The sequence below is a fragment of the Arthrobacter sp. SLBN-53 genome (assembly GCF_006715585.1).
GTDB classification, from domain to species: Bacteria; Actinomycetota; Actinomycetes; order Mycobacteriales; family Mycobacteriaceae; genus Mycobacterium; species Mycobacterium neoaurum_A.
Window position 1 is genome coordinate 918,923 of sequence record NZ_VFNN01000001.1, and the last position, 17,458, is coordinate 936,380.

A 17,458-nucleotide genomic window follows, 5' to 3' on the forward strand; every position below is an offset into this window, starting at 1 on the left:
GTCAGACGAACTCGGCCGCCGCCGCCTCGGCGCGCTCCCGGTCGGCGGCGACCAGGCCGATCCGGGTTCGCCGGTCCAGGATGTCCTCGACGCTCAGGGCTCCCTCGTGGGTCACCGCATAATCGAATTCGGCACGCAGCACGTCGATTCCGTCGGCCACCCGCTCGGTGGGCCGATCACAACTGGCCACGGCGAGGACATTCGACGCCTCGGCGCCGTAGCGGGCCGTCAAAGACGCCGGCAACGCCGTGGATGCGGCTGCGGCGGCGACGGGGTTGGCGGGTGCGCCGACCAGCGGCAGGTCACGAGTTCGACAGGGGCCCGCAGAGAGCCCGCGCCGGGCGATCGCCTGGTTCACCACATCCTCTGCCATGTACCGGTATTCGGTCAGCTTGCCACCGACCACACTGATGACACCGGCGGGCGACTCGGTGACGGCGTGATCACGCGACAGGTCGGCGGTCTCACCAGCACTCTCGATCAGCGGGCGCAGCCCGGCGTAGGCCCCGCGCACATCGCCTTCGGTCAGCGCGGTGTCCAGCGCGGTGTTGACGGTATCGAGCAGGAAGCGCACCTCGGCCGGGGTCGGTTCTGGCACATCGGGTATCGGTCCGGGGGCATCCTCGTCGGTGAGGCCCAGATACACCCTGCCGAGCTGCTCGGGCATCGCGAAGACGAACCGGTTCAGCGCACCGGGGATCGGGATGGTCAGAGCGGCGGTGGGATTACCGAACGCGGTCGCGTCGAACACCAGATGCGTGCCGCGGCTTGGCCGCAGGCGGATGGTCGGGTCCACCTCCCCCGCCCACACCCCGGTGGCGTTGACGACGGCACGCGACCGTATCGTCAGGGCCTGCCCGGTGAGCGCATCGGCCAACGTCACCGAATCACCTTGAACACCAGCGGCATTCGCCCGGGTCAGGATGATCGCGCCGTGTTGGGCCGCGGTGCGCGCCACCGCCGTGACCAGCCGGGCATCGTCGATGAGCTGACCGTCATAGGCCAGAAATGCCCCGTCCAGACCGTCGCGGCGCACGGTCGGAGCCAGATCGACGGCCTCCCCCGCACCGACCCGTCGAGAGCGCGGCAGTACCGATGCCGGCGTACCGGCCAGCCTGCGCAGCCCGTCACCGGCGAGGAATCCGGTACGGACCAGCGCGCGCGCCGGGCGGCCCATCGCCGGCAGCAGGGGCACCAGCTGCGGCATGGCGTTCACCAGGTGAGGTGCCGTGCGCGTCATCAGGATTCCGCGTTCGACGGCACTGCGGCGGGCGATGCCGATATTGCCCGAGGCCAGGTAGCGCAATCCGCCGTGCACCAGTTTGGAGCTCCAGCGGCTCGTCCCGAAGGCGAGGTCGTGCTTTTCGGCCAGCACCACACGCAGGCCACGCGATGCCGCGTCGAGGGCGATTCCGGTGCCGGTGATCCCGCCACCGATGACCACCAGGTCGACGACGCCACCGTCACCGAGCGCGCTCAGTTCGGCGCTGCGGCGGGTCCGGTTGAGGGCGCTGTCGCGCACTGGGCTCATGGGGTCAGGTATCCGTTCAGTGCGTGGGTGAGTTCCTCGGCGAGCGCGTCGGCGCCCAGGATCGGTTCGACCATCTGGGCGGACTGCACGGTGGACTGGGTGATGAGCAGGCACATGGCGGCCAGCCGGCGGGGATCGCCGGCGCGGACACTGCCGTCTTCCTGGGCCAGCTTGAGCTGCCCGGCCACCGCGTCGATGAGGATCTGCTGACTGGTGCCGAGCCGCTCGGCGATGTAGACCATGGCCAGTTCGGGAGCGTCGTGCAGCACCGACATCACGATCTGATCGTCGCGCAGCCGGCGTGCAACACCGACGATGCGGGCCACCAGGGCGCGGCGCCCGGTCTCGGGGTCCCCCGCGCCGTCGAGTACCCGCACCACTCGCGCGGTCAGCAGCGCCGCCAGGATCGACTGGGTGTCCGGGAACCGGCGATACACCGTCGGGCGGCTGACACCGGCGCGCCGGGCGATCTCGGCGAGTGTCACCCGATCCACCCCGAAGGCGAGCACGCAGTCGGCGGCCGCGTCGAGAATCCGGTCGCCGACCGAATCTTCGTTACTGATTGACACCATGTGTAATACTGTAACTTATGACGCAAGCCCGCACCGACCTGCAGCCCCCGATGAAGTGGAACGCCTGGGGCGATCCGCAGGCGGCCAAGCCGCTGTCCGACGGTATTCGCGGCCTGCTCAAGCAGGCCCTCGGCATCGACGGGCCTACCGATCCAGAACTTGCGGCCGAGGATGTCCGGCTGCGGCCGTCGGCGCTGCGCGATACCGACCGCGCGACCCTGCAGGCCGTCATCGGCGCCGAATACGTCCGCACCGACCAGCACAGCCGGTTGTTGCGCGCCGGCGGCAAGTCGACACCAGATCTGCTGCGCCGCAAGAGCACCGGCGAACAAGATGCGCCCGACGCCGTGCTGCTCCCCGCCGATGAGGCCGCCGTGATCGAGGTGCTCAAGGTCTGTGGCGAGCGGGGTATCGCCGTCGTCCCGTTCGGCGGTGGCACCAGTGTGGTGGGCGGGCTCGACCCGCTGCGCGGCGAGTTCGCCGCCGTGGTGGCGGTGGACCTGCGTCGACTCGATGCGCTGCACCAGCTCGACCCGATCTCCGGGGAGGCCGAACTCGGCGCCGGCGTCACCGGCCCCCAAGCCGAGGAACTGCTCGGCGCACAGGGCTTCTCACTCGGACACTTCCCGCAGAGCTTCCAGTTCGCCACCATCGGCGGCTTCGCCGCCACCCGGTCCTCGGGTCAGGACTCCGCAGGCTACGGCCGATTCGACGATATGGTGCGCGGGCTGACCGTGGCCACCCCGGCCGGCGTGCTCGACCTCGGGCGAGCCCCGGCCTCGGCGGCCGGCCCCGACCTGCGACAGCTGATCGTGGGCTCGGAAGGGGTGTTCGGCATCATCACCCGGGTGCGGGTACGGGTGCATCCGGTCCCCGAGACCACCCGCTACGAGGCATGGTCGTTCCCCGATTTCGGCACCGGCGCCGCAGCACTGCGCGCGGTGGTGCAGACCGGAACCGGGCCCACGGTGATCCGCCTGTCCGACGAGGCCGAGACCGGCGTGAATCTGGCGACCACCGAAAGCATCGGCGAGCAGACCATCACCGGCGGATGCCTGGCCATCACCGCGTTCGAGGGGTCCGCGGCGCACACCGAGAGCCGCCACGGCGAAACCGCGGCCGTTCTGCGCGCACACGGTGGCACCTCACTCGGCGACGGCGCGGCCCGGGCCTGGGAGCACGGCCGGTTCAACGCGCCGTATCTGCGCGATTCCCTACTCGCGGCCGGCGCATTGTGCGAGACCCTGGAGACCGCGACGAACTGGTCGAATATCGCCGCACTCAAGACCGCGGTCACCGAGGCGCTCACCGAAACGCTGGGCCAGGCCCTGGTGATGTGCCATATTTCGCACGTGTACCCCACCGGAGCGTCGCTGTACTTCACGGTGGTCGCCGCCCAGCACGGCGACCCGATCGAACAGTGGCGGCGGGCCAAGACCGCCGCCTCCGAGGCGATGGTGCGCACCGGGGCCACCATCACCCATCATCACGCCGTGGGCGCCGATCACCGGCCGTGGATGCGGGCCGAGGTGGGTGACCTCGGTGTCGAGGTGCTGCGGGCGGTGAAGTCGGTGCTCGATCCGGCCGGAATCATGAACCCGGGCAAGCTGATCCCGTGATCAAGCGGGTCACCGTCCTGACCAACCCGGCGTCGGGACACGGCAGCGCACCGCATGCCGCCGAACGCGCCGTCGCACAGTTGCACCGGCGCGGGGTCGACGTGGTGGCCGTCGCGGGCCGCGATCCCGCTCATGCCCGTCAGCTCGTCGAGGGCGCCCTTGAACGCGGGATGGACGCGCTGGTCGTGGTGGGCGGTGACGGGATCATCTCGCTGGCATTGCAGGTTCTCGCCACCACCGGTATTCCGCTCGGTATCATCCCGGCGGGCACCGGTAACGACCACGCCCGCGAGTTCGGCATTCCGACAAAGGATCCCGAGGCCGCGGCCGATATCGTCGTCGACGGCCGGGCGGCGACGGTGGATCTGGGACGCATCGTCGGTGCCGACGGGACCCAGCGCTGGTTCGGCACCGTCATGGCCGCCGGTTTCGACTCGTTGGTGACCGACCGGACCAATCGGATGCGGTGGCCGCACGGCCGGATGCGCTACAACCTCGCCATGGTCGCCGAGATCTCCGCCCTGCGGCTGTTGCCGTTCCGACTGATATTCGACGGTGTCGAGGTGCAGACCGACCTGACGCTGGCGGCGTTCGGCAACACCCGCAGCTACGGCGGAGGTATGCGGATCTGTCCCGGCGCCGATCCGACCGACGGGCTGCTCGATGTCACCATGGTGGCGTCGGCATCGCGAACCCGGCTCATCCGCCTGTTCCCCACCGTCTTCCGGGGCACACATGTCGATCTCGACGAGGTACAGACCCGGCGGGCCCGGGTGATCACGGTCGACTGTCCGGGAATCAATGCCTACGCCGACGGAGAGTTCGTCTGCCCGTTGCCCGTCGAAGTGTCGGCGGTGCCGGGTGCGCTGACGGTGTTGAGACCCTGACGCGGGCCTCGAGGGTCAACCGATCAGCAATCGCCGTGGACGTTGACCGACACCCGCGGGACCGTGTGCGGGGCGATTTCGCTTCCCGGGTCGGGCGACTGGGAGCAGACATCCCACATCGCCGGCGCCACGATCTTCCATGACGCGACCTGCTTGTTGACGTACTTGAGGGTGGGCCCGTTGCCACCGACCGCCTCGTTGTACAGAGCCTGAGCCTTCTCCAGGTTCATCCCCTGCAGCGAAGGCATGGTCCAGGTGGATCCTGCTGCCGCAGTGGGCATTCCGGCAGCGGACAGAACAACCAATGCGGCACCGGCCGCGGCGAACGCTGTCTTCGACTTCATAGCGCGAAGAGTAGCCAGCGTTTCTGTAAGGAAGCTGGATCCCAGGCGTGACTCTCCTGCAAGCCGCGAAAAGCGTTTCCGGGCAACCCAAATCGACCGAAAACCCGACTCTCTTGGTGTGACTCAGCCCACTCCGCGATTGAGCCAGGTGACCTCTCCGGTGTCGCCGCCACCGCGGTAGGGCTCCAGCGACTCGTCCCACGCGGTGCCCAGGACCGAATCCAGATCGGCGGCCAGCGCGTCGGCACCGGAGGCCATCAAGGCGCGCAACCGCTGCTCGCCGACCATGACGTCACCGTTGGCGCTCATCGCTCCGCTCCACAGCCCGAGCTGAGGCGTGTGGCACCAGCGGTGCCCGTCGACGCCCTCACTGGGGTCCTCGGTGACCTCGAAGCGCAGCACCGACCACGACCGCAGTGCGTTCGCCAACTGAGCACCGGTACCCACCGGGCCCACCCAGTTGGTGACGGCACGCAGCTGTCCGGGCATGGCGGGTTGGGGCGTCCACTTGAGGTTCGCCCGCGCCGACAGGGTCGACGAAAGAGCCCACTCCACGTGTGGGCATACCGCCGCGGGCGAGGCGTGAACGTAAACCACGCCAGTTGTCGCCTCGGCGAACTGGTTCGACGCACGCATACTTTTGCTCCTTCGGCTCCACGAGGGACGTCTTCCCCAACGACCTGGCGTTACCGAAATGTGCAGTTGTTTCGTGCGTGTCTATTGTGCCTTGTGAGACGCGTGTTGCGCTAGTGTGCGCCGAATTCTCTCAGGACTCCATCAGAGATCGCCGGCCACAGCTCGTACGCCCAGTCCCCGAAGTCGCGGTCGGTGAGCACCACCAGGGCCAGCTCGGCGACCGGATCGACCCACAAAAACGTCCCTGACTGGCCGAAATGCCCGAACGTCGATGGCGAGTTCGCGGCGCCGGTCCAGTGCGGCGACTTGTGCGAGCGCAGTTCGAACCCCAGCCCCCAGTCGTTGGGGCGTTGCGAGCCGAACCCGGGCAGCACACCGTTGAGACCGGGAAACTGCACCGTCGTCGCCTCGGCGTGCAGCTCCGGTGAGACGAGCACCGGCCGCAGCAGATCACCGGCGAAGCAAACCAGATCGTCGACGCAGGACTGGCCACCATGACCGGCGACATCGGCCCCGCCCGCCAACGACGAACCGGCCATACCCAGCGGTTCGAACACCGCCTCGCGCAGGTAGTCGGAGAACTCGATCTCGGTCGCGTCCTGCAGCGCATCGGCCAGCAGGGCGAAACCGTAGTTGGAGTAGACCCGCCGGCTGCCGGGTGCGGCCAGTTGATCGGGCCCCTGCATGCTCACCCCCGAGGCGTGCGCCAGCAGATGGCGCACCGTCGCACCGGGCGGACCGGCCGGGGTGTCCAGATCGAACGCACCCTCTTCGACGGCAACCTGGGCGGCGCGGGCGACGAGGGGTTTGGTGACCGAGGCCAACCGGAAGCGCTGAGCGGTGTCCCCGCGGCCGGCGAGCACACCATCCGGGCCGACCACCGCGGCAGCGACCGTCGGGACCGGCCAATCGTCGAGAAGTTCGAGGGCACCCACGCGCAGGATGCTACCCACGCACAAACTGGACACCTGTCCGGCGAGGGCGGGTATCGCGTATTAGGTTATAGGCATGAGTCAGACAGTGCGTGGTGTGATTTCCCGGTCCAAAGGTCAGCCCGTCGAGTTGGTCGACATCGTTATCCCCGATCCCGGTCCGGGTGAGGTCGTGGTCGCGATCCAGGCCTGCGGTGTCTGCCATACCGATCTGACCTACCGCGAGGGCGGTATCAACGACGAGTACCCGTTTCTGCTCGGCCACGAGGCCGCCGGGATCGTCGAGAGCATCGGTGAGGGCGTCACCCATGTCGAGGTCGGCGATTTCGTGATCCTGAACTGGCGTGCGGTCTGTGGTGAGTGCCGGGCGTGTAAGCGGGGCCGCCCGCACCTGTGCTTCGACACCTTCAATGCCACCCAGAAGATGACGCTGACCGACGGCACGCAGCTGTCCCCCGCACTGGGTATCGGCGCGTTCGCCGACAAGACCCTGGTCCATCAGGGCCAGTGCACCAAGGTCGATTCCACCGCCGACCCGGCCGTGGCCGGGCTGCTGGGCTGCGGTGTGATGGCCGGTATCGGTGCGGCGATCAACACCGGGGCGGTCAACCGCGATGACACCGTGGCTGTCATCGGCTGCGGTGGTGTGGGTGATGCCGCCATCGCCGGGGCGGCCCTGGTCGGTGCGCGGCGGATCATCGCCGTCGACGTCGACGATCGAAAGCTGCACACCGCCCGCGAGTTCGGCGCCACCCACACCATCAACGCCAAGGATCTCGACCCCATCGAGACGATTCAGGATTTGACCGACGGGTTCGGCGCCGATGTCGTCATCGATGCTGTCGGGCGCCCCGAGACCTGGAAGCAGGCCTTCTACGCCCGCGACCTGGCCGGCACCGTGGTCCTGGTCGGTGTGCCCACCCCGGACATGACGCTGGAGATGCCGCTGGTGGACTTCTTCTCCCGCGGCGGGTCGCTGAAATCGAGTTGGTATGGCGACTGCCTGCCCGAGCGTGACTTCCCCACCCTGATCTCGCTGTATCTGCAGGGGCGTCTGCCGCTGGAGAAGTTCGTCTCCGAGCGCATCGGCCTCGATCAGGTCGAAGACGCCTTCCACAAGATGCATGCCGGTGAGGTCCTGCGCTCGGTGGTGGTCTTCTGATGGGCAACCTCCAGCGGGTGGTCACCAGCGGCACCTTCGAACTCGACGGCGGCAGCTGGGATGTCGACAACAACATCTGGCTCGTCGGTGACGACAACGAGGTGATCGTCTTCGATGCCGCCCACACCGCCGCCCCGATCATCGAGGCCGTCGCCGGACGCCATGTCGTCGCGGTGGTGTGCACCCACGGCCACAACGACCACATCACCGTCGCGCCGGAACTGGCCACGGCCCTGGACGCCCCGGTGTTCCTGCACCCGGCCGATGAGATGCTGTGGCGCGCCGTGCACCCCGAGGCGGCGTTCCGCACCGTCGATGACGGCCTGGTGCTGACCGCCGGCGGGATCGAACTGCACGCCCTGCACACCCCCGGGCACTCGCCGGGATCGGTGTGCTGGTCGGCACCGGCACTGAACGCCGTCATCTCCGGAGACACCCTCTTCCAGGGCGGCCCGGGCGCCACCGGCCGCTCCTACTCCAGCTTCCCGACCATCCTGGAATCCATCAGCAAGAAGCTGGGCACCCTGCCCGACGAGACGACCGTATACACCGGCCATGGTGACACCACCACCATCGGGGGTGAACTCGTGCACTACGACGAATGGGTCAAGCGCGGCCATTAGGGTCCCGGCGACCCGCCGGACGGGATTTGCGGGCGGACGAATTTTTGTTTGCTGAGATTGCATGCCCATGCGACATTTCGCCAAATTGACGCGCATTTTCCCAGGTTCCGAGTTGCTAAAACCGCAGTAGCTGACTTGTTGCCCGAAGCAGGTGTTCGGCGGGGTTAAAGTCAGCTCATGGCTCGCCCGTGGTTGCGTACCCTCACGGCGTGTATCACCGTGGCGCTGACTGCTGCGTGCTCGGTCCAGTCGCCCCAAGGGGCGATCCCCACCAGTTCGGGCGCACCCCAACCGTTGGCCGCCACGACGTCGACGACGGCCACACTCGGTGTCGAGGGAACCACCCTCACCCTCGACGGGAAGCCGTGGTGGCCGATCGGCCTGAACGCCTATCAGCTGGGCACGGACTGGTCCATCAACGCCGGCTGCGGTGCGCAGGTCGACCTCGACATCTATTTCAGCCGGCTCCCACCGCACTCGCTCACCCGTTTCAACGCCTTCTCAAGCCTGGCCGTCAACAAGTACACCGGGATGCTCGACTTCACGGCGCTGGACGCCGTCGTACGTGCCGCCGAGCGGCACGGTCAGATGTTGATCGCCGTGCTCTCCAGCAACGAGGGCAGCTGCGAGGACGACACGTTCAAGGAATACGGCTGGTACACCGACGGCTGGGAGACCGACCGGTCCCCCGGCACGACGCTGACCTTCGCGCAGTGGATGGACACGGCGGTGAAGAGGTGGGCGGCCTCACCCGCGGTGGCCGGCTGGACCGCCGTTGGCGAGCCGGAACCGTCGCTGTGCACCGACGACGGGTGCACCTGGCAGGCACGGTCCTGCCCGCCCGATGCGGCACAGGTGCTACGCCAGTTCTACGACGCGACCGGTGCCCGCATCCACGAACTCGATCCGGGCACCACCGTGTTCAGCGGGCACGCCGGCGGCGGCCAATGCGGTTCGGCAGGCGACTCGTTCGAATACGTGAGCGCCTCGCCCGGGATCGACGTCCTGGAGTACCACTTCTACGAGTCGACCGACTCGCTGCCCGGCAACGAGTACGACGGGCTGGCCCGCCGGGTCCAGCAGGCCCGGGCGCTCGACAAGCCACTGGTGATCACCGAGGTCGGCATGGAGGCCGGATCGTGCGGTTCGGTCGGCGATCGTGAGCAGGTCCTACGGGAGGCCTTCGGCGAGATGCGCGATCAGGGCGCAGCCGGGGTCATGTTCTGGTCCTACGTCCCCGACCCACGGCCCGGCGAGTGCACCCTGGACATCGGGCCTGCCGATCCGCTGATGCGGCTCGTCGGCACCACCACGTAGGCCCTGGCACCACCACGTAGGCCCACTGTTTCGCGCAGGCTGAGCCTGTCCCTGTCGGTCCCGGGCCGCGGCACCGATAGTGGTGCCATGACGACTTCGAACGGACGCTCCGCGGCCATCATCGGCGCCGGCCAGACCGGTGTGACGGCCGCACTCGGACTGCTGGACAACGGATTCGACGTCACCCTCTACAGCGACCGAGACCAGCACGCCCTGCGCAACGATGTGCCCGCCACCGGAACCGCGCTGATCTTCGGCAAGGCCCAGCAGGCCGAGGAGAGCCTGGGGCTGAACACCTATCTGGCGACCGCGCCCACGTCGACCGGGCAGAGCGTCCGCGTCGTCGCCGACGGCGCCGAGGCGATCGCCTTCGACGGTTGGTTCGACGGGGCCCGCGGTGTCGCGGTCGACACCCGGCTCAAGGCCGACGACCGGTTGACCCTCTTCGGCCGCCGCGGCGGCCACTTCGTGGTCGAGTCGGTGGACCCGCAACGACTCGACGCCATCGCCGCCCGAACCGACCTGACGTTGGTCGCCACCGGCCGCGGCGGGCTCTCGACGCTGTTCCCCGTCGATGCGGACCGCACCGCCTACGACAGGCCCCAGCGCTCGCTGCTGGCGTTCTCGGTCACCGGTCTCGGACACGGCCCCGACGTCTTCGCGCACCGGGGCTCCGGCGGCGGCAGTCACCACGCGTTCACCGTCGTGGCCGGCCAGGGTGAATCGTTCTGGGGTCCTTACCTGCACAAGGATGCCGGCCCGAGCTGGGCCTTCCTGGGCTGGGCGCATCCCGGTGCGACTGGGATCGACGCTTTTCCACCGTGACCGACGCGGTATCGGCACTGCGAATCGTCACCGGCCTGCACCGCGACTACATCGACTGGGACCTCCCGGAGGTGAGCCGACTGCGGGTCATCGACGAGGATCCGCACTCCTGGCTGACCGGTGCGGTCACCCAGGTCGTCCGTAAGCCGGTGGGCACCACGGCCTCCGGGCATCCGGTGCTGGCCCTCGGCGACACCGCGATCTCCTATGACCCGATCGCCGGGCAGGGGGCCCAGGGCGGCCTCATCCAAACCGCCGATCTGGTGCGCAGCGCCGCGTCGCACGACGGGCCGTTCGACACCGAATGGCTGACAACATCATTCGAGGAGTTCTACCGACAGCGCGGCCGCGCCGCCCAGCGTGTCACCCGATTGTTCCTGTCCGACCCTGCCTTCGCCGACTACGGCAGCCTGTTCTTCGCCGCCGCCAGCGCCAGCCCACGCTTCGCCGGCAAGCTGGTCGGCCTGCTCGACGACCCGGCGCCCTTCGAGCCGGTGACCTCCGAGGACGCCGCCAAGGCGCTCATCACCGAGTTCGCCGGCGAGCCCGCCGACGAGGTGTTGTCCAGGTTCCGGCCGGCGGGCCGGTTCGAGCGGTCACAGCTGGCGCGGTCAGCCGCCTAACAGCCTGCGCTTCTCGGATTCGAACTCGGCCTCGGTGAGCGCGCCGGAGTCGCGCAGTGCTGCCAGCGTCTTGAGACTTTCGAGGCGGATCCCGTCTTCGGTGGGGATATTGCCGGTGGGGATATTGCCGGTGGGGATATTGCCGGTGGGGATATGGGAGGCCGGGACCTCGCCGATGGTGAACGTCGGCGAAATCGGCCGCGATCGCGCGCGCGACCGGGCGGCCCAGACCCTGGCGATGACCAGGTCGACCAGCGCGAGACCGAACACCGCCGCACACCACCACGGCGCCGGTCCCAGCGGGCTGTCATGCCCGAACGCCAACCGTGGCCTGACGTAAGCACTGACGTCACCGTCGGTGCGCACGGTGTAGGTACCCGCCTCTGCAACCTGGGCCACCCAGACCCGGACCCTGGCATCGCTGTTGACAGTCGTTGTGCCGCCGATGTTCTCGACGACCTCAGGTTCGGGCACACCGGCCGGCGGGTCGATGGCCAGCCGCATGTCCGGGATCGGCAGACCCGCGCCGCCGGCACTGCCGATGATCTGGGTGTGGAAGCTGATGTTCACCTCGCCCGCCGGCAGGTGCAGCTCGGCCCGGCCGGGGATCGGGACCTCACCGTAGGCGTTGTACCGGTCCAGCACGAAGGCGTTGAGTATCAGTGTGGTGATGAAACCGATCCCGGCGGCCACCATGACCAGTACGGCGACAAAGGTGAGCAGCCGGGGCGCGGTGGCGGGACGCATGGCAGGAAGTGTGGCACGCCCGGCGCCACGACAGCCGGACATCGGCGGCGCGCAACGGCCGACGGTACTAACCTCACGAGAATGCCCGAGTCCAGCGTCGTGGTGCGGCCGATCCCGGTCGGCAGCGGTGACTACAGTGCCAGCTCGCGGTTGCAGGCCGCCGGGCTCAAGCAGGCGATTCGGCTCTTCGAGGAGGCCGCCGCAGCGGTGCCGATTCCTCAGCCGCCGCTGCCCATCGTCATCGCCGACTACGGTGCGGCCAACGGCCACAACTCGCTGCTGCCGCTCAACGCCGCGATCACCACCCTGCGCGGGCGCACCCGGCCGGAGCATTCGATCCTGGTGACCCACACCGATGTACCGGAGAACGATTTCAGCGCGTTGTTCCGGGTGCTGCGTGAGGACCCCGACAGTTACCTGCGACGCGATCCGGCGACCTTCACCTCTGCGGTCGGACGGTCGTTCTACAGCCAGATCCTGCCGTCCAACACCGTCAATCTCGGCTGGTCGGCCTGGTCGATCCTGTGGCTGAGCAGCATTCCCGCGGTGGTGTCCGACCACATCCAGGCCTCGTTCAGCACCGACAGCGCCGCACGGCTGGCGCATGACCGGCTGGCCGCGCGGGACTGGCACGAGTTCGTCGCCTACCGCGGCCGCGAGCTCTGTCCGGGTGGGCGCGTCGTGGTGATGACGATGGCTATCGCCGAGGACGGCGAGTTCGGATACCGGGCCTTGTTCGGGGCACTGATGGCCGAGCTCGCCGAACTGGCGGCGCGGGAGGTGATCACCGCCGACGAACTGACCCGGATGTCGCTGCCCATCGCCGGTCGTCGCACGGCCGATTTCACCACCCCGTTCGCCCCCTCCGGGCGGCTGGAACAGCTGACGATCGAGCACCTCGAGGTGTTCGACGCCGAGGACCGGTTCTGGCGCCAGTACCAGAAGGACGGGGATGCAGCGGCTTTCGGGGCGCAGTGGGGTGATTTCCTACAGGCCGCGGTGATCCCGGTGTTGACCGGTTTCGTCGCAGCCGAACGCCGGTCGGCGTTCGGCTCAGCGCTGCAGTCGGGGGTGTCGGCCAGGATGGCGGCCGAACCTCAGGAGACCCAGATCCCGATGGCCCAGATCGTCCTGCACAAGAAGCCGCGCGGCTAGCCCGGCCAGATCACATGAAGGCGGGGACGGCCGCGTCGATCAGGTGCGGTCCCGGCTCGGCCAGGGCCGCGCTGAACTGGGCCGCCAGCTCCTCGGCGGTGGTGGCACGGGTGGCCGGAACCCCGAAACCCGCTGCGATCGCGACGAAGTCGATATCGGGGTTGCCGATGTTCAGCAGGGATCGGGCCTTTTCGCCGCCACTGCCCTCGCCGGCGTTCGCCCCCACCCTCGCCAGCTCCATCTGCAAGATTGCGTAGGCATGGTTGTTGAGGATGACCACGGTGATGTCGAGGTTCTCCCGTGCCATCGTCCACAGCGCCGAAATCGTGTACAGCGCACTACCATCGGCCTGCAACGCGATGACCGGCCGGTCCGGGGCCGCCACCGCGGCGCCGACGGCGACCGGCAGTCCCTGCCCTATCGCGCCGCCGGTCAGCGTCAGCACATCGTGGGCCGGTGCACCGGCGGTGGATGCCGGCAACAGCATCCCGCTGGTGTTGGCCTCATCGGAGATGATGGCATCCGGCGGTAACAGCGCGCCGATGACCTGCGCCCAATTCGCCACCGTCAGCGGCCCTTCCGGGAGCTCCGGCCGAGGTATATCGGGCAGCGACAGTGGCCCGGCACCGAGTTGTGCGGCCAGGTCGGCCAGTTCGTCGGGCGCCATCACGTGGGTCTGCACGCCGATGGGGACCAGACCGCTGGGCTTGCCGGGATAGGCGAAGAACGCCACCGGCGCCCGCGCCCCGACCAGCACGAGGTGCGTGGCCCCGGCCAGTTGCTGCTCGGCCTGCTCGGCCAGATAGCCGAGCCGTTCGACCGCGGGTATCCCCTGGCCGCGGCGCAGGCGGGCCGGGAAGGTTTCCACCAACATGCGCGCGCCGGTGGCGGCGGCGATGCGGGCCGCGGCGGCCAGCCCGGCCTCCGTGGTCGCCGCACCGCCGAGCAGCAGCACGGTCTCGGGGCCGTGCGCGCGCAACGCCTCCAGGGCGGCATCGGCACCGGAGCGCGCGTCGTTGCTCGGCGCGGCGGTCGGCGTGACGAGTTCGCCGGGGGTCTGGGCGGGGCTCCACGAGTAGTCCGCGGGCAGAATGACCGTCGCGACGCGCCCGGGCGGTCCGGCCGCGGCGGCAATGGCGGCGTCGACGGCCGGGGCCAACTGCCCGGCCGATTCCGGGCGGAACACCACCCCGTCCGGCCAGCCGGCCAGCGCCTCGATATCGGACTGCAGCGGTGCGTCGAATTCGACATGGTGGGTGGCGTGGTCGCCGACGATGTTGACCACCGGGGTGTGGGCGCGGCGCGCGTTGTGCAGGTTGGCCAGCCCGTTGGCCAGTCCCGGTCCGAGGTGCAACAGCGTGGCGGCCGGGTGCCCGGCGATGCGCGCATAACCGTCCGCTGCGCCGGTGGCCACCCCTTCGAACAGACAGAGCACGGCCCGCATCTGCGGTGTGTTGTCCAGTGCGGCAACGAAATGCATCTCTGAGGTGCCCGGGTTGGCGAAGCACACGTCCACCCCGCCGCCCAGCAGTCGTTGCAGGACGGTATCCGCACCGGAGGCCATCAGCGAATGGTACCGGCGCCGGGAATGAGGGGAAGATCCAGTGCGGTCACCCAGCCCGGCGGGAGATCGTTGACGGCAGGGACGGCGTTGAGCGCACGCAGGCCCGTCGCCAGGCACCCCGCCGCGGCGGCGTCCCGGCCGGAACCGTCGGTGAACCGGAACGCGGTCTCCTGCGAGATGCTCGGTGTGCCTTCGATATCGACGCGGTACACATCGTTGTCGTTACCGGTCGGCCAGTGCGGGGCGGCGTCGAGTCCGATCCGGTTGACATGCTCGAGCTGGATGCGGGTCGCGCCCCGGTAGCGACCGTTGATGGTGAACCGGACGGCCGCGACGTTGCCTGTCTCGATGACACCCTTGGCCGATGGCCGGTCGGTCGGGGTCACCCACTTGTCCCAGGTCGTGGTGATCTCGTCGAGCGTGATGCCTGCGGCGTGGGCGATCATCGGAACCGTTGCGCCCCAGGCCATGATCAGGATTTCCGGGCTCTCCAGCAGCGGACGGTACTGCGGCGGGCGCCCGATGCCCATCTCGAACTCGTAATCGCCGGTGTAGTTGGTGTAGTCGAGCAGCTCCGAGGCCCGCACCGTCCTGACCTCCGAGCACAGCCCCATCAGGGTCAGCGGGAACAGGTCGTTGGCGAAACCGGGATCGATCCCGGTGGTGAAACAGGATGCTCCCCCGGCCGCGCAGGCGTCGGTGATGGGCTCGATCCAATTCGGCGGGTTGAGATGCATCGTGGGCCAGACCCACGGGGTCATGGCCGTGGAGACGACATCGATTCCCGCGCGCAGGAAACGACCGATCACGTCGATGTTCGCCTCGGCCTGTGCGGCGGTCGGCCCGTAATGCACCAGCGCATCGGGCCGCAACGCGATCAGGGCATCGACATCGTCGGTGGCGATGATGCCGAGTTGGCGGCCCAGCGCGCAGATGTCACCGACATCGCGCCCGGCCTTGGCGGGATTGCTCACCCCGACACCGACGAGTTCGAAGTTCGGATGGGTGACGATCTCGCCGATCACCATCGACCCGACGAAACCGGTACCCCACACCACCACCCGCTTGGGTGACGCGCTCATCGCGGCAGCCCTAGAAGCACCGGCGCAGGCCGCCCGGCTCGCAGATCAGCGGGTACTGGGTGATCGGGATGGGCAGCGGCCGCGCATAGGTCAGGGTGAACGGGAACTTGTCCAGCGTGGCGCTCAGCCCACACCCCGGGTTGTGCGACACGGTGCGCATGCCGGTCATGGTGATGGTGTTGAACGCGAACGTCTCGAACAGCGGCTGGGTGCTGCCGTCCGGACAGGTCAACCCGTCCACCGAGTTGATGTTGTAACTCCACTGCCCACCCACCAGTTTCGCGATGCCGCCCTTGGCGGTGGAGTTGGGCGTCGAACTGATGGACAGCTGGCAGGCGACCGGGTCGCGGATCTCGGCGCGCAGGTCGCCGACGACGGGCACGCAGACCGGGTAGATCGACCATGCCGCGTCGGGCAGGCCCTCCTGTTTGAAGGTGTAGACCCCCTCCAGCACCTGCTGTTGCGGGTTCGCCCCGGCCGGTGCGGCCGGACCGACCATCGCCACACCGGCGGCCAGCAACACGGCACTGAACAATCCGCGAAGTATGTTCACACGTCGCAGTATTGCAGGGCGCTTCTGACCCGTCCGGCGTTTGCCCCGTGAGAGGGTGCCGGGTATGACCTCATTGGACGGAAAAGTCGCATTGATCACCGGGGCGTCGGCCGGACTCGGCGCCGCCACGGCCACGCTGTTCGCCGAACGCGGGGCCACGGTCTACGGGGTGGCGCGGGACACCGACCGGATGGCCGAGGTGTTCGGCAGCGTGCCCGGCGGCCGGTTCGGCTCGTATGACATCGCCTCCGCCGAGGCCTGCGCGCAGGCGGTGGCCGACTGCGTCGAGGCGTTCGGGCGCATCGACGTGCTGGCCAATGTGGCGGGGTTTCACCAGATGCGGCGCACCGCCGGGGTGACCGATGCCGACTGGGCAACCGATCTCGCGGTCAATCTCAACGGGCCGTTCTATCTCAGCCGTGCGGCCCTGCCGCACCTGCTGAGTTCCGGCGGCAACATCGTCAATGTCGCGTCGGTGGCCGGGGTCGAGGGCGAGGTGTACTCGGCGGGGTACTGCGCGGCCAAGCACGGGCTCATCGGTTTGACCCGGGCGATGGCCGTGGAGTTCACCAGGGAGACCCTGCGCGTCAACGCGGTCTGTCCCGGCGGGATGCTCACCGCGCAGGTCACCGACTTCTCGGCACCCGAGGATGCCGACTGGGATCTGATCATGCGGATCGCCGCACCGCGCGGAATGATGGATCCGGTCGACGTCGCCAAGACCATCGCCTTCCTGGCCAGTGACGACGCCGCCGCCATCCATGGCGCGGTCTACCGGGTCGACAACGGAAAGGGTGCCGACTGATGAGTGAGATCGACACCGGCACACAGTCGGTCGGCACGGTCGGCAGCACCGAGGTGGAGGGCTCCATTGGCACCGTCGGCAGCACCGCGGTGGTCGGCTCCATCGGCACCGTCGCCAGTGCCGGGGTCGCCGGGTCCATCGCCACGGTCAACAGTGCGGGCGTCGCGGGTTCCATCGCGACCGGTGGAAGTGCCGGGGTGGCCGGCGGATTCGCCGTCGTCGGCACGGCCTTCTCGTTGCTGTGCGCGGCGCTGGTGGGCTGTGTGGCCTGCATCGCGTGCGTGGCGTGTCACAAGTGCGCGGCGTGTGTGGCCTGTGCGGGGTGCACCGACTGCGTGGGCTGTATCGGCTGTGTGAACTGCTCGGGCCTGCGCGGCGCGGTCGGTCTGCGCGACGTGCACGCCTGAGGTGCCGAGTGGCCAGTTATGGCACACCATTGGCTCATTGGCGTGTCATAACTGGCCACTCGACCGTTGGACTG

At 68.7% G+C, this 17,458-nt stretch carries 19 protein-coding genes; 10 read left to right on the forward strand and 9 right to left on the reverse strand.

What is annotated here, in order from left to right; all coding sequences use genetic code 11:
- Position 1: 1 nt before the first annotated feature.
- Positions 2–1,531: a glycerol-3-phosphate dehydrogenase/oxidase gene (locus tag FBY28_RS04440; RefSeq protein WP_141864597.1), complete on the reverse strand. Its 1,530-nt coding sequence runs from the start codon at positions 1,529–1,531 to the stop codon at positions 2–4.
- On the reverse strand, positions 1,528–2,103 hold the full coding sequence (locus FBY28_RS04445; RefSeq protein ID WP_141864599.1) for a TetR/AcrR family transcriptional regulator: 576 nt from the start codon (positions 2,101–2,103) through the stop codon (positions 1,528–1,530). The genes FBY28_RS04440 and FBY28_RS04445 overlap by 4 nt, the downstream gene beginning before the upstream one ends.
- Positions 2,104–2,120: 17 nt before the next feature.
- Between FBY28_RS04445 and FBY28_RS04450 the strand changes: the two genes are divergently transcribed.
- Entirely contained in the window at positions 2,121–3,722 is a 1,602-nt protein-coding gene (locus FBY28_RS04450) for an FAD-binding oxidoreductase (protein ID WP_286177742.1), read from the forward strand.
- A complete protein-coding gene (locus FBY28_RS04455) occupies positions 3,719–4,609 on the forward strand; it encodes a diacylglycerol kinase (RefSeq protein ID WP_019513332.1) in 891 nt (296 codons plus the stop codon). Before FBY28_RS04450 ends, FBY28_RS04455 begins: the two co-directional genes overlap by 4 nt.
- Before the next feature lie 23 nt (positions 4,610–4,632).
- On the opposite strand, the gene FBY28_RS04460 is transcribed toward FBY28_RS04455, so the two are convergent.
- From FBY28_RS04460 to FBY28_RS04470, 3 genes are all read right to left on the reverse strand, one after another.
- Complete coding sequence (locus FBY28_RS04460) at positions 4,633–4,953, reverse strand: PASTA domain-containing protein (RefSeq protein ID WP_141864601.1); 321 nt, start codon at positions 4,951–4,953, stop codon at positions 4,633–4,635.
- Between the two features lie 123 nt (positions 4,954–5,076).
- Positions 5,077–5,589, reverse strand: a complete 513-nt coding sequence (locus FBY28_RS04465) for a DUF3145 domain-containing protein (protein WP_023986000.1) — start codon at positions 5,587–5,589, stop codon at positions 5,077–5,079.
- A 110-nt stretch (positions 5,590–5,699) separates the two neighbouring features.
- Positions 5,700–6,524 carry a serine hydrolase domain-containing protein gene (locus tag FBY28_RS04470; protein WP_141864603.1) on the reverse strand — a complete coding sequence of 275 codons (825 nt, stop codon included), beginning with the start codon at positions 6,522–6,524 and terminating at the stop codon, positions 5,700–5,702.
- A 73-nt stretch (positions 6,525–6,597) separates the two neighbouring features.
- Between FBY28_RS04470 and FBY28_RS04475 the strand changes: the two genes are divergently transcribed.
- The 5 genes from FBY28_RS04475 to FBY28_RS25960 all read left to right on the forward strand — a co-directional run bounded on the left by FBY28_RS04475 (position 6,598) and on the right by FBY28_RS25960 (position 11,071).
- A complete protein-coding gene (locus FBY28_RS04475) occupies positions 6,598–7,683 on the forward strand; it encodes an S-(hydroxymethyl)mycothiol dehydrogenase (RefSeq protein WP_141864605.1) in 1,086 nt (361 codons plus the stop codon).
- Complete coding sequence (locus FBY28_RS04480; RefSeq protein ID WP_141864607.1) at positions 7,683–8,306, forward strand: MBL fold metallo-hydrolase; 624 nt, start codon at positions 7,683–7,685, stop codon at positions 8,304–8,306. Before FBY28_RS04475 ends, FBY28_RS04480 begins: the two co-directional genes overlap by 1 nt.
- A 177-nt stretch (positions 8,307–8,483) precedes the next feature.
- Positions 8,484–9,623, forward strand: a complete 1,140-nt coding sequence (locus tag FBY28_RS04485; protein WP_216847499.1) for a hypothetical protein — start codon at positions 8,484–8,486, stop codon at positions 9,621–9,623.
- Between the two features lie 87 nt (positions 9,624–9,710).
- On the forward strand, positions 9,711–10,448 hold the full coding sequence (locus FBY28_RS25955; protein ID WP_216847500.1) for a styrene monooxygenase/indole monooxygenase family protein: 738 nt from the start codon (positions 9,711–9,713) through the stop codon (positions 10,446–10,448).
- On the forward strand, positions 10,445–11,071 hold the full coding sequence (locus FBY28_RS25960; protein WP_216847501.1) for a hypothetical protein: 627 nt from the start codon (positions 10,445–10,447) through the stop codon (positions 11,069–11,071). Before FBY28_RS25955 ends, FBY28_RS25960 begins: the two co-directional genes overlap by 4 nt.
- Here the strand turns inward: FBY28_RS25960 and FBY28_RS04495 are convergent.
- Positions 11,060–11,818 carry an SHOCT domain-containing protein gene (locus FBY28_RS04495; RefSeq protein ID WP_141864609.1) on the reverse strand — a complete coding sequence of 253 codons (759 nt, stop codon included), beginning with the start codon at positions 11,816–11,818 and terminating at the stop codon, positions 11,060–11,062. The genes FBY28_RS25960 and FBY28_RS04495 overlap by 12 nt on opposite strands.
- An 81-nt stretch (positions 11,819–11,899) precedes the next feature.
- Between FBY28_RS04495 and FBY28_RS04500 the strand changes: the two genes are divergently transcribed.
- Positions 11,900–12,973, forward strand: coding sequence for a class I SAM-dependent methyltransferase (locus FBY28_RS04500; protein ID WP_141864611.1), 1,074 nt, complete (start codon positions 11,900–11,902; stop codon positions 12,971–12,973).
- Positions 12,974–12,983: 10 nt separating this feature from the next.
- Here FBY28_RS04500 and FBY28_RS04505 read toward each other — a convergent pair whose 3' ends face one another.
- From FBY28_RS04505 to FBY28_RS04515, 3 genes are read right to left on the reverse strand one after another with little or no spacing between them, the layout of a single operon-like run.
- The gene (locus FBY28_RS04505) at positions 12,984–14,537 is read right to left on the reverse strand and encodes an acetolactate synthase large subunit (RefSeq protein WP_141864613.1); all 1,554 of its coding nucleotides are present in this window, start codon (positions 14,535–14,537) and stop codon (positions 12,984–12,986) included.
- Entirely contained in the window at positions 14,537–15,619 is a 1,083-nt protein-coding gene (locus FBY28_RS04510) for an NAD(P)H-dependent amine dehydrogenase family protein (RefSeq protein ID WP_141864615.1), read from the reverse strand. The genes FBY28_RS04505 and FBY28_RS04510 overlap by 1 nt, the downstream gene beginning before the upstream one ends.
- 10 nt (positions 15,620–15,629) lie before the next feature.
- Positions 15,630–16,172 (reverse strand): hypothetical protein, encoded by a 543-nt coding sequence (locus FBY28_RS04515; RefSeq protein ID WP_141864617.1) that lies wholly within the window; start codon positions 16,170–16,172, stop codon positions 15,630–15,632.
- A 64-nt stretch (positions 16,173–16,236) separates the two neighbouring features.
- Between FBY28_RS04515 and FBY28_RS04520 the strand changes: the two genes are divergently transcribed.
- Positions 16,237–16,977, forward strand: a complete 741-nt coding sequence (locus tag FBY28_RS04520) for an SDR family NAD(P)-dependent oxidoreductase (protein ID WP_141864620.1) — start codon at positions 16,237–16,239, stop codon at positions 16,975–16,977.
- Positions 16,977–17,384 (forward strand): hypothetical protein, encoded by a 408-nt coding sequence (locus tag FBY28_RS04525; RefSeq protein ID WP_141864621.1) that lies wholly within the window; start codon positions 16,977–16,979, stop codon positions 17,382–17,384. Before FBY28_RS04520 ends, FBY28_RS04525 begins: the two co-directional genes overlap by 1 nt.
- Positions 17,385–17,458 lie beyond the last annotated feature (74 nt).

What these genes read in the sequence shown, in the direction of transcription:
- FBY28_RS04465 (WP_023986000.1), bottom strand. Translation starts at nt 5,589, where the DNA reads ATGCGTGCGTCGAACCAGTTCGCCGAGGCGACAACTGGCGTGGTTTAC.
- FBY28_RS04480 (WP_141864607.1), top strand. Translation starts at nt 7,683, where the DNA reads ATGGGCAACCTCCAGCGGGTGGTCACCAGCGGCACCTTCGAACTCGAC.
- FBY28_RS04450 (WP_286177742.1), top strand. Translation starts at nt 2,121, where the DNA reads ATGACGCAAGCCCGCACCGACCTGCAGCCCCCGATGAAGTGGAACGCC.
- FBY28_RS04475 (WP_141864605.1), top strand. Translation starts at nt 6,598, where the DNA reads ATGAGTCAGACAGTGCGTGGTGTGATTTCCCGGTCCAAAGGTCAGCCC.
- FBY28_RS04505 (WP_141864613.1), bottom strand. Translation starts at nt 14,537, where the DNA reads ATGGCCTCCGGTGCGGATACCGTCCTGCAACGACTGCTGGGCGGCGGG.
- FBY28_RS04510 (WP_141864615.1), bottom strand. Translation starts at nt 15,619, where the DNA reads ATGAGCGCGTCACCCAAGCGGGTGGTGGTGTGGGGTACCGGTTTCGTC.
- FBY28_RS04440 (WP_141864597.1), bottom strand. Translation starts at nt 1,531, where the DNA reads ATGAGCCCAGTGCGCGACAGCGCCCTCAACCGGACCCGCCGCAGCGCC.
- FBY28_RS04445 (WP_141864599.1), bottom strand. Translation starts at nt 2,103, where the DNA reads ATGGTGTCAATCAGTAACGAAGATTCGGTCGGCGACCGGATTCTCGAC.
- FBY28_RS04500 (WP_141864611.1), top strand. Translation starts at nt 11,900, where the DNA reads ATGCCCGAGTCCAGCGTCGTGGTGCGGCCGATCCCGGTCGGCAGCGGT.
- FBY28_RS25955 (WP_216847500.1), top strand. Translation starts at nt 9,711, where the DNA reads ATGACGACTTCGAACGGACGCTCCGCGGCCATCATCGGCGCCGGCCAG.
- FBY28_RS04485 (WP_216847499.1), top strand. Translation starts at nt 8,484, where the DNA reads ATGGCTCGCCCGTGGTTGCGTACCCTCACGGCGTGTATCACCGTGGCG.
- FBY28_RS04520 (WP_141864620.1), top strand. Translation starts at nt 16,237, where the DNA reads ATGACCTCATTGGACGGAAAAGTCGCATTGATCACCGGGGCGTCGGCC.
- FBY28_RS04525 (WP_141864621.1), top strand. Translation starts at nt 16,977, where the DNA reads ATGAGTGAGATCGACACCGGCACACAGTCGGTCGGCACGGTCGGCAGC.
- FBY28_RS04460 (WP_141864601.1), bottom strand. Translation starts at nt 4,953, where the DNA reads ATGAAGTCGAAGACAGCGTTCGCCGCGGCCGGTGCCGCATTGGTTGTT.
- FBY28_RS04495 (WP_141864609.1), bottom strand. Translation starts at nt 11,818, where the DNA reads ATGCGTCCCGCCACCGCGCCCCGGCTGCTCACCTTTGTCGCCGTACTG.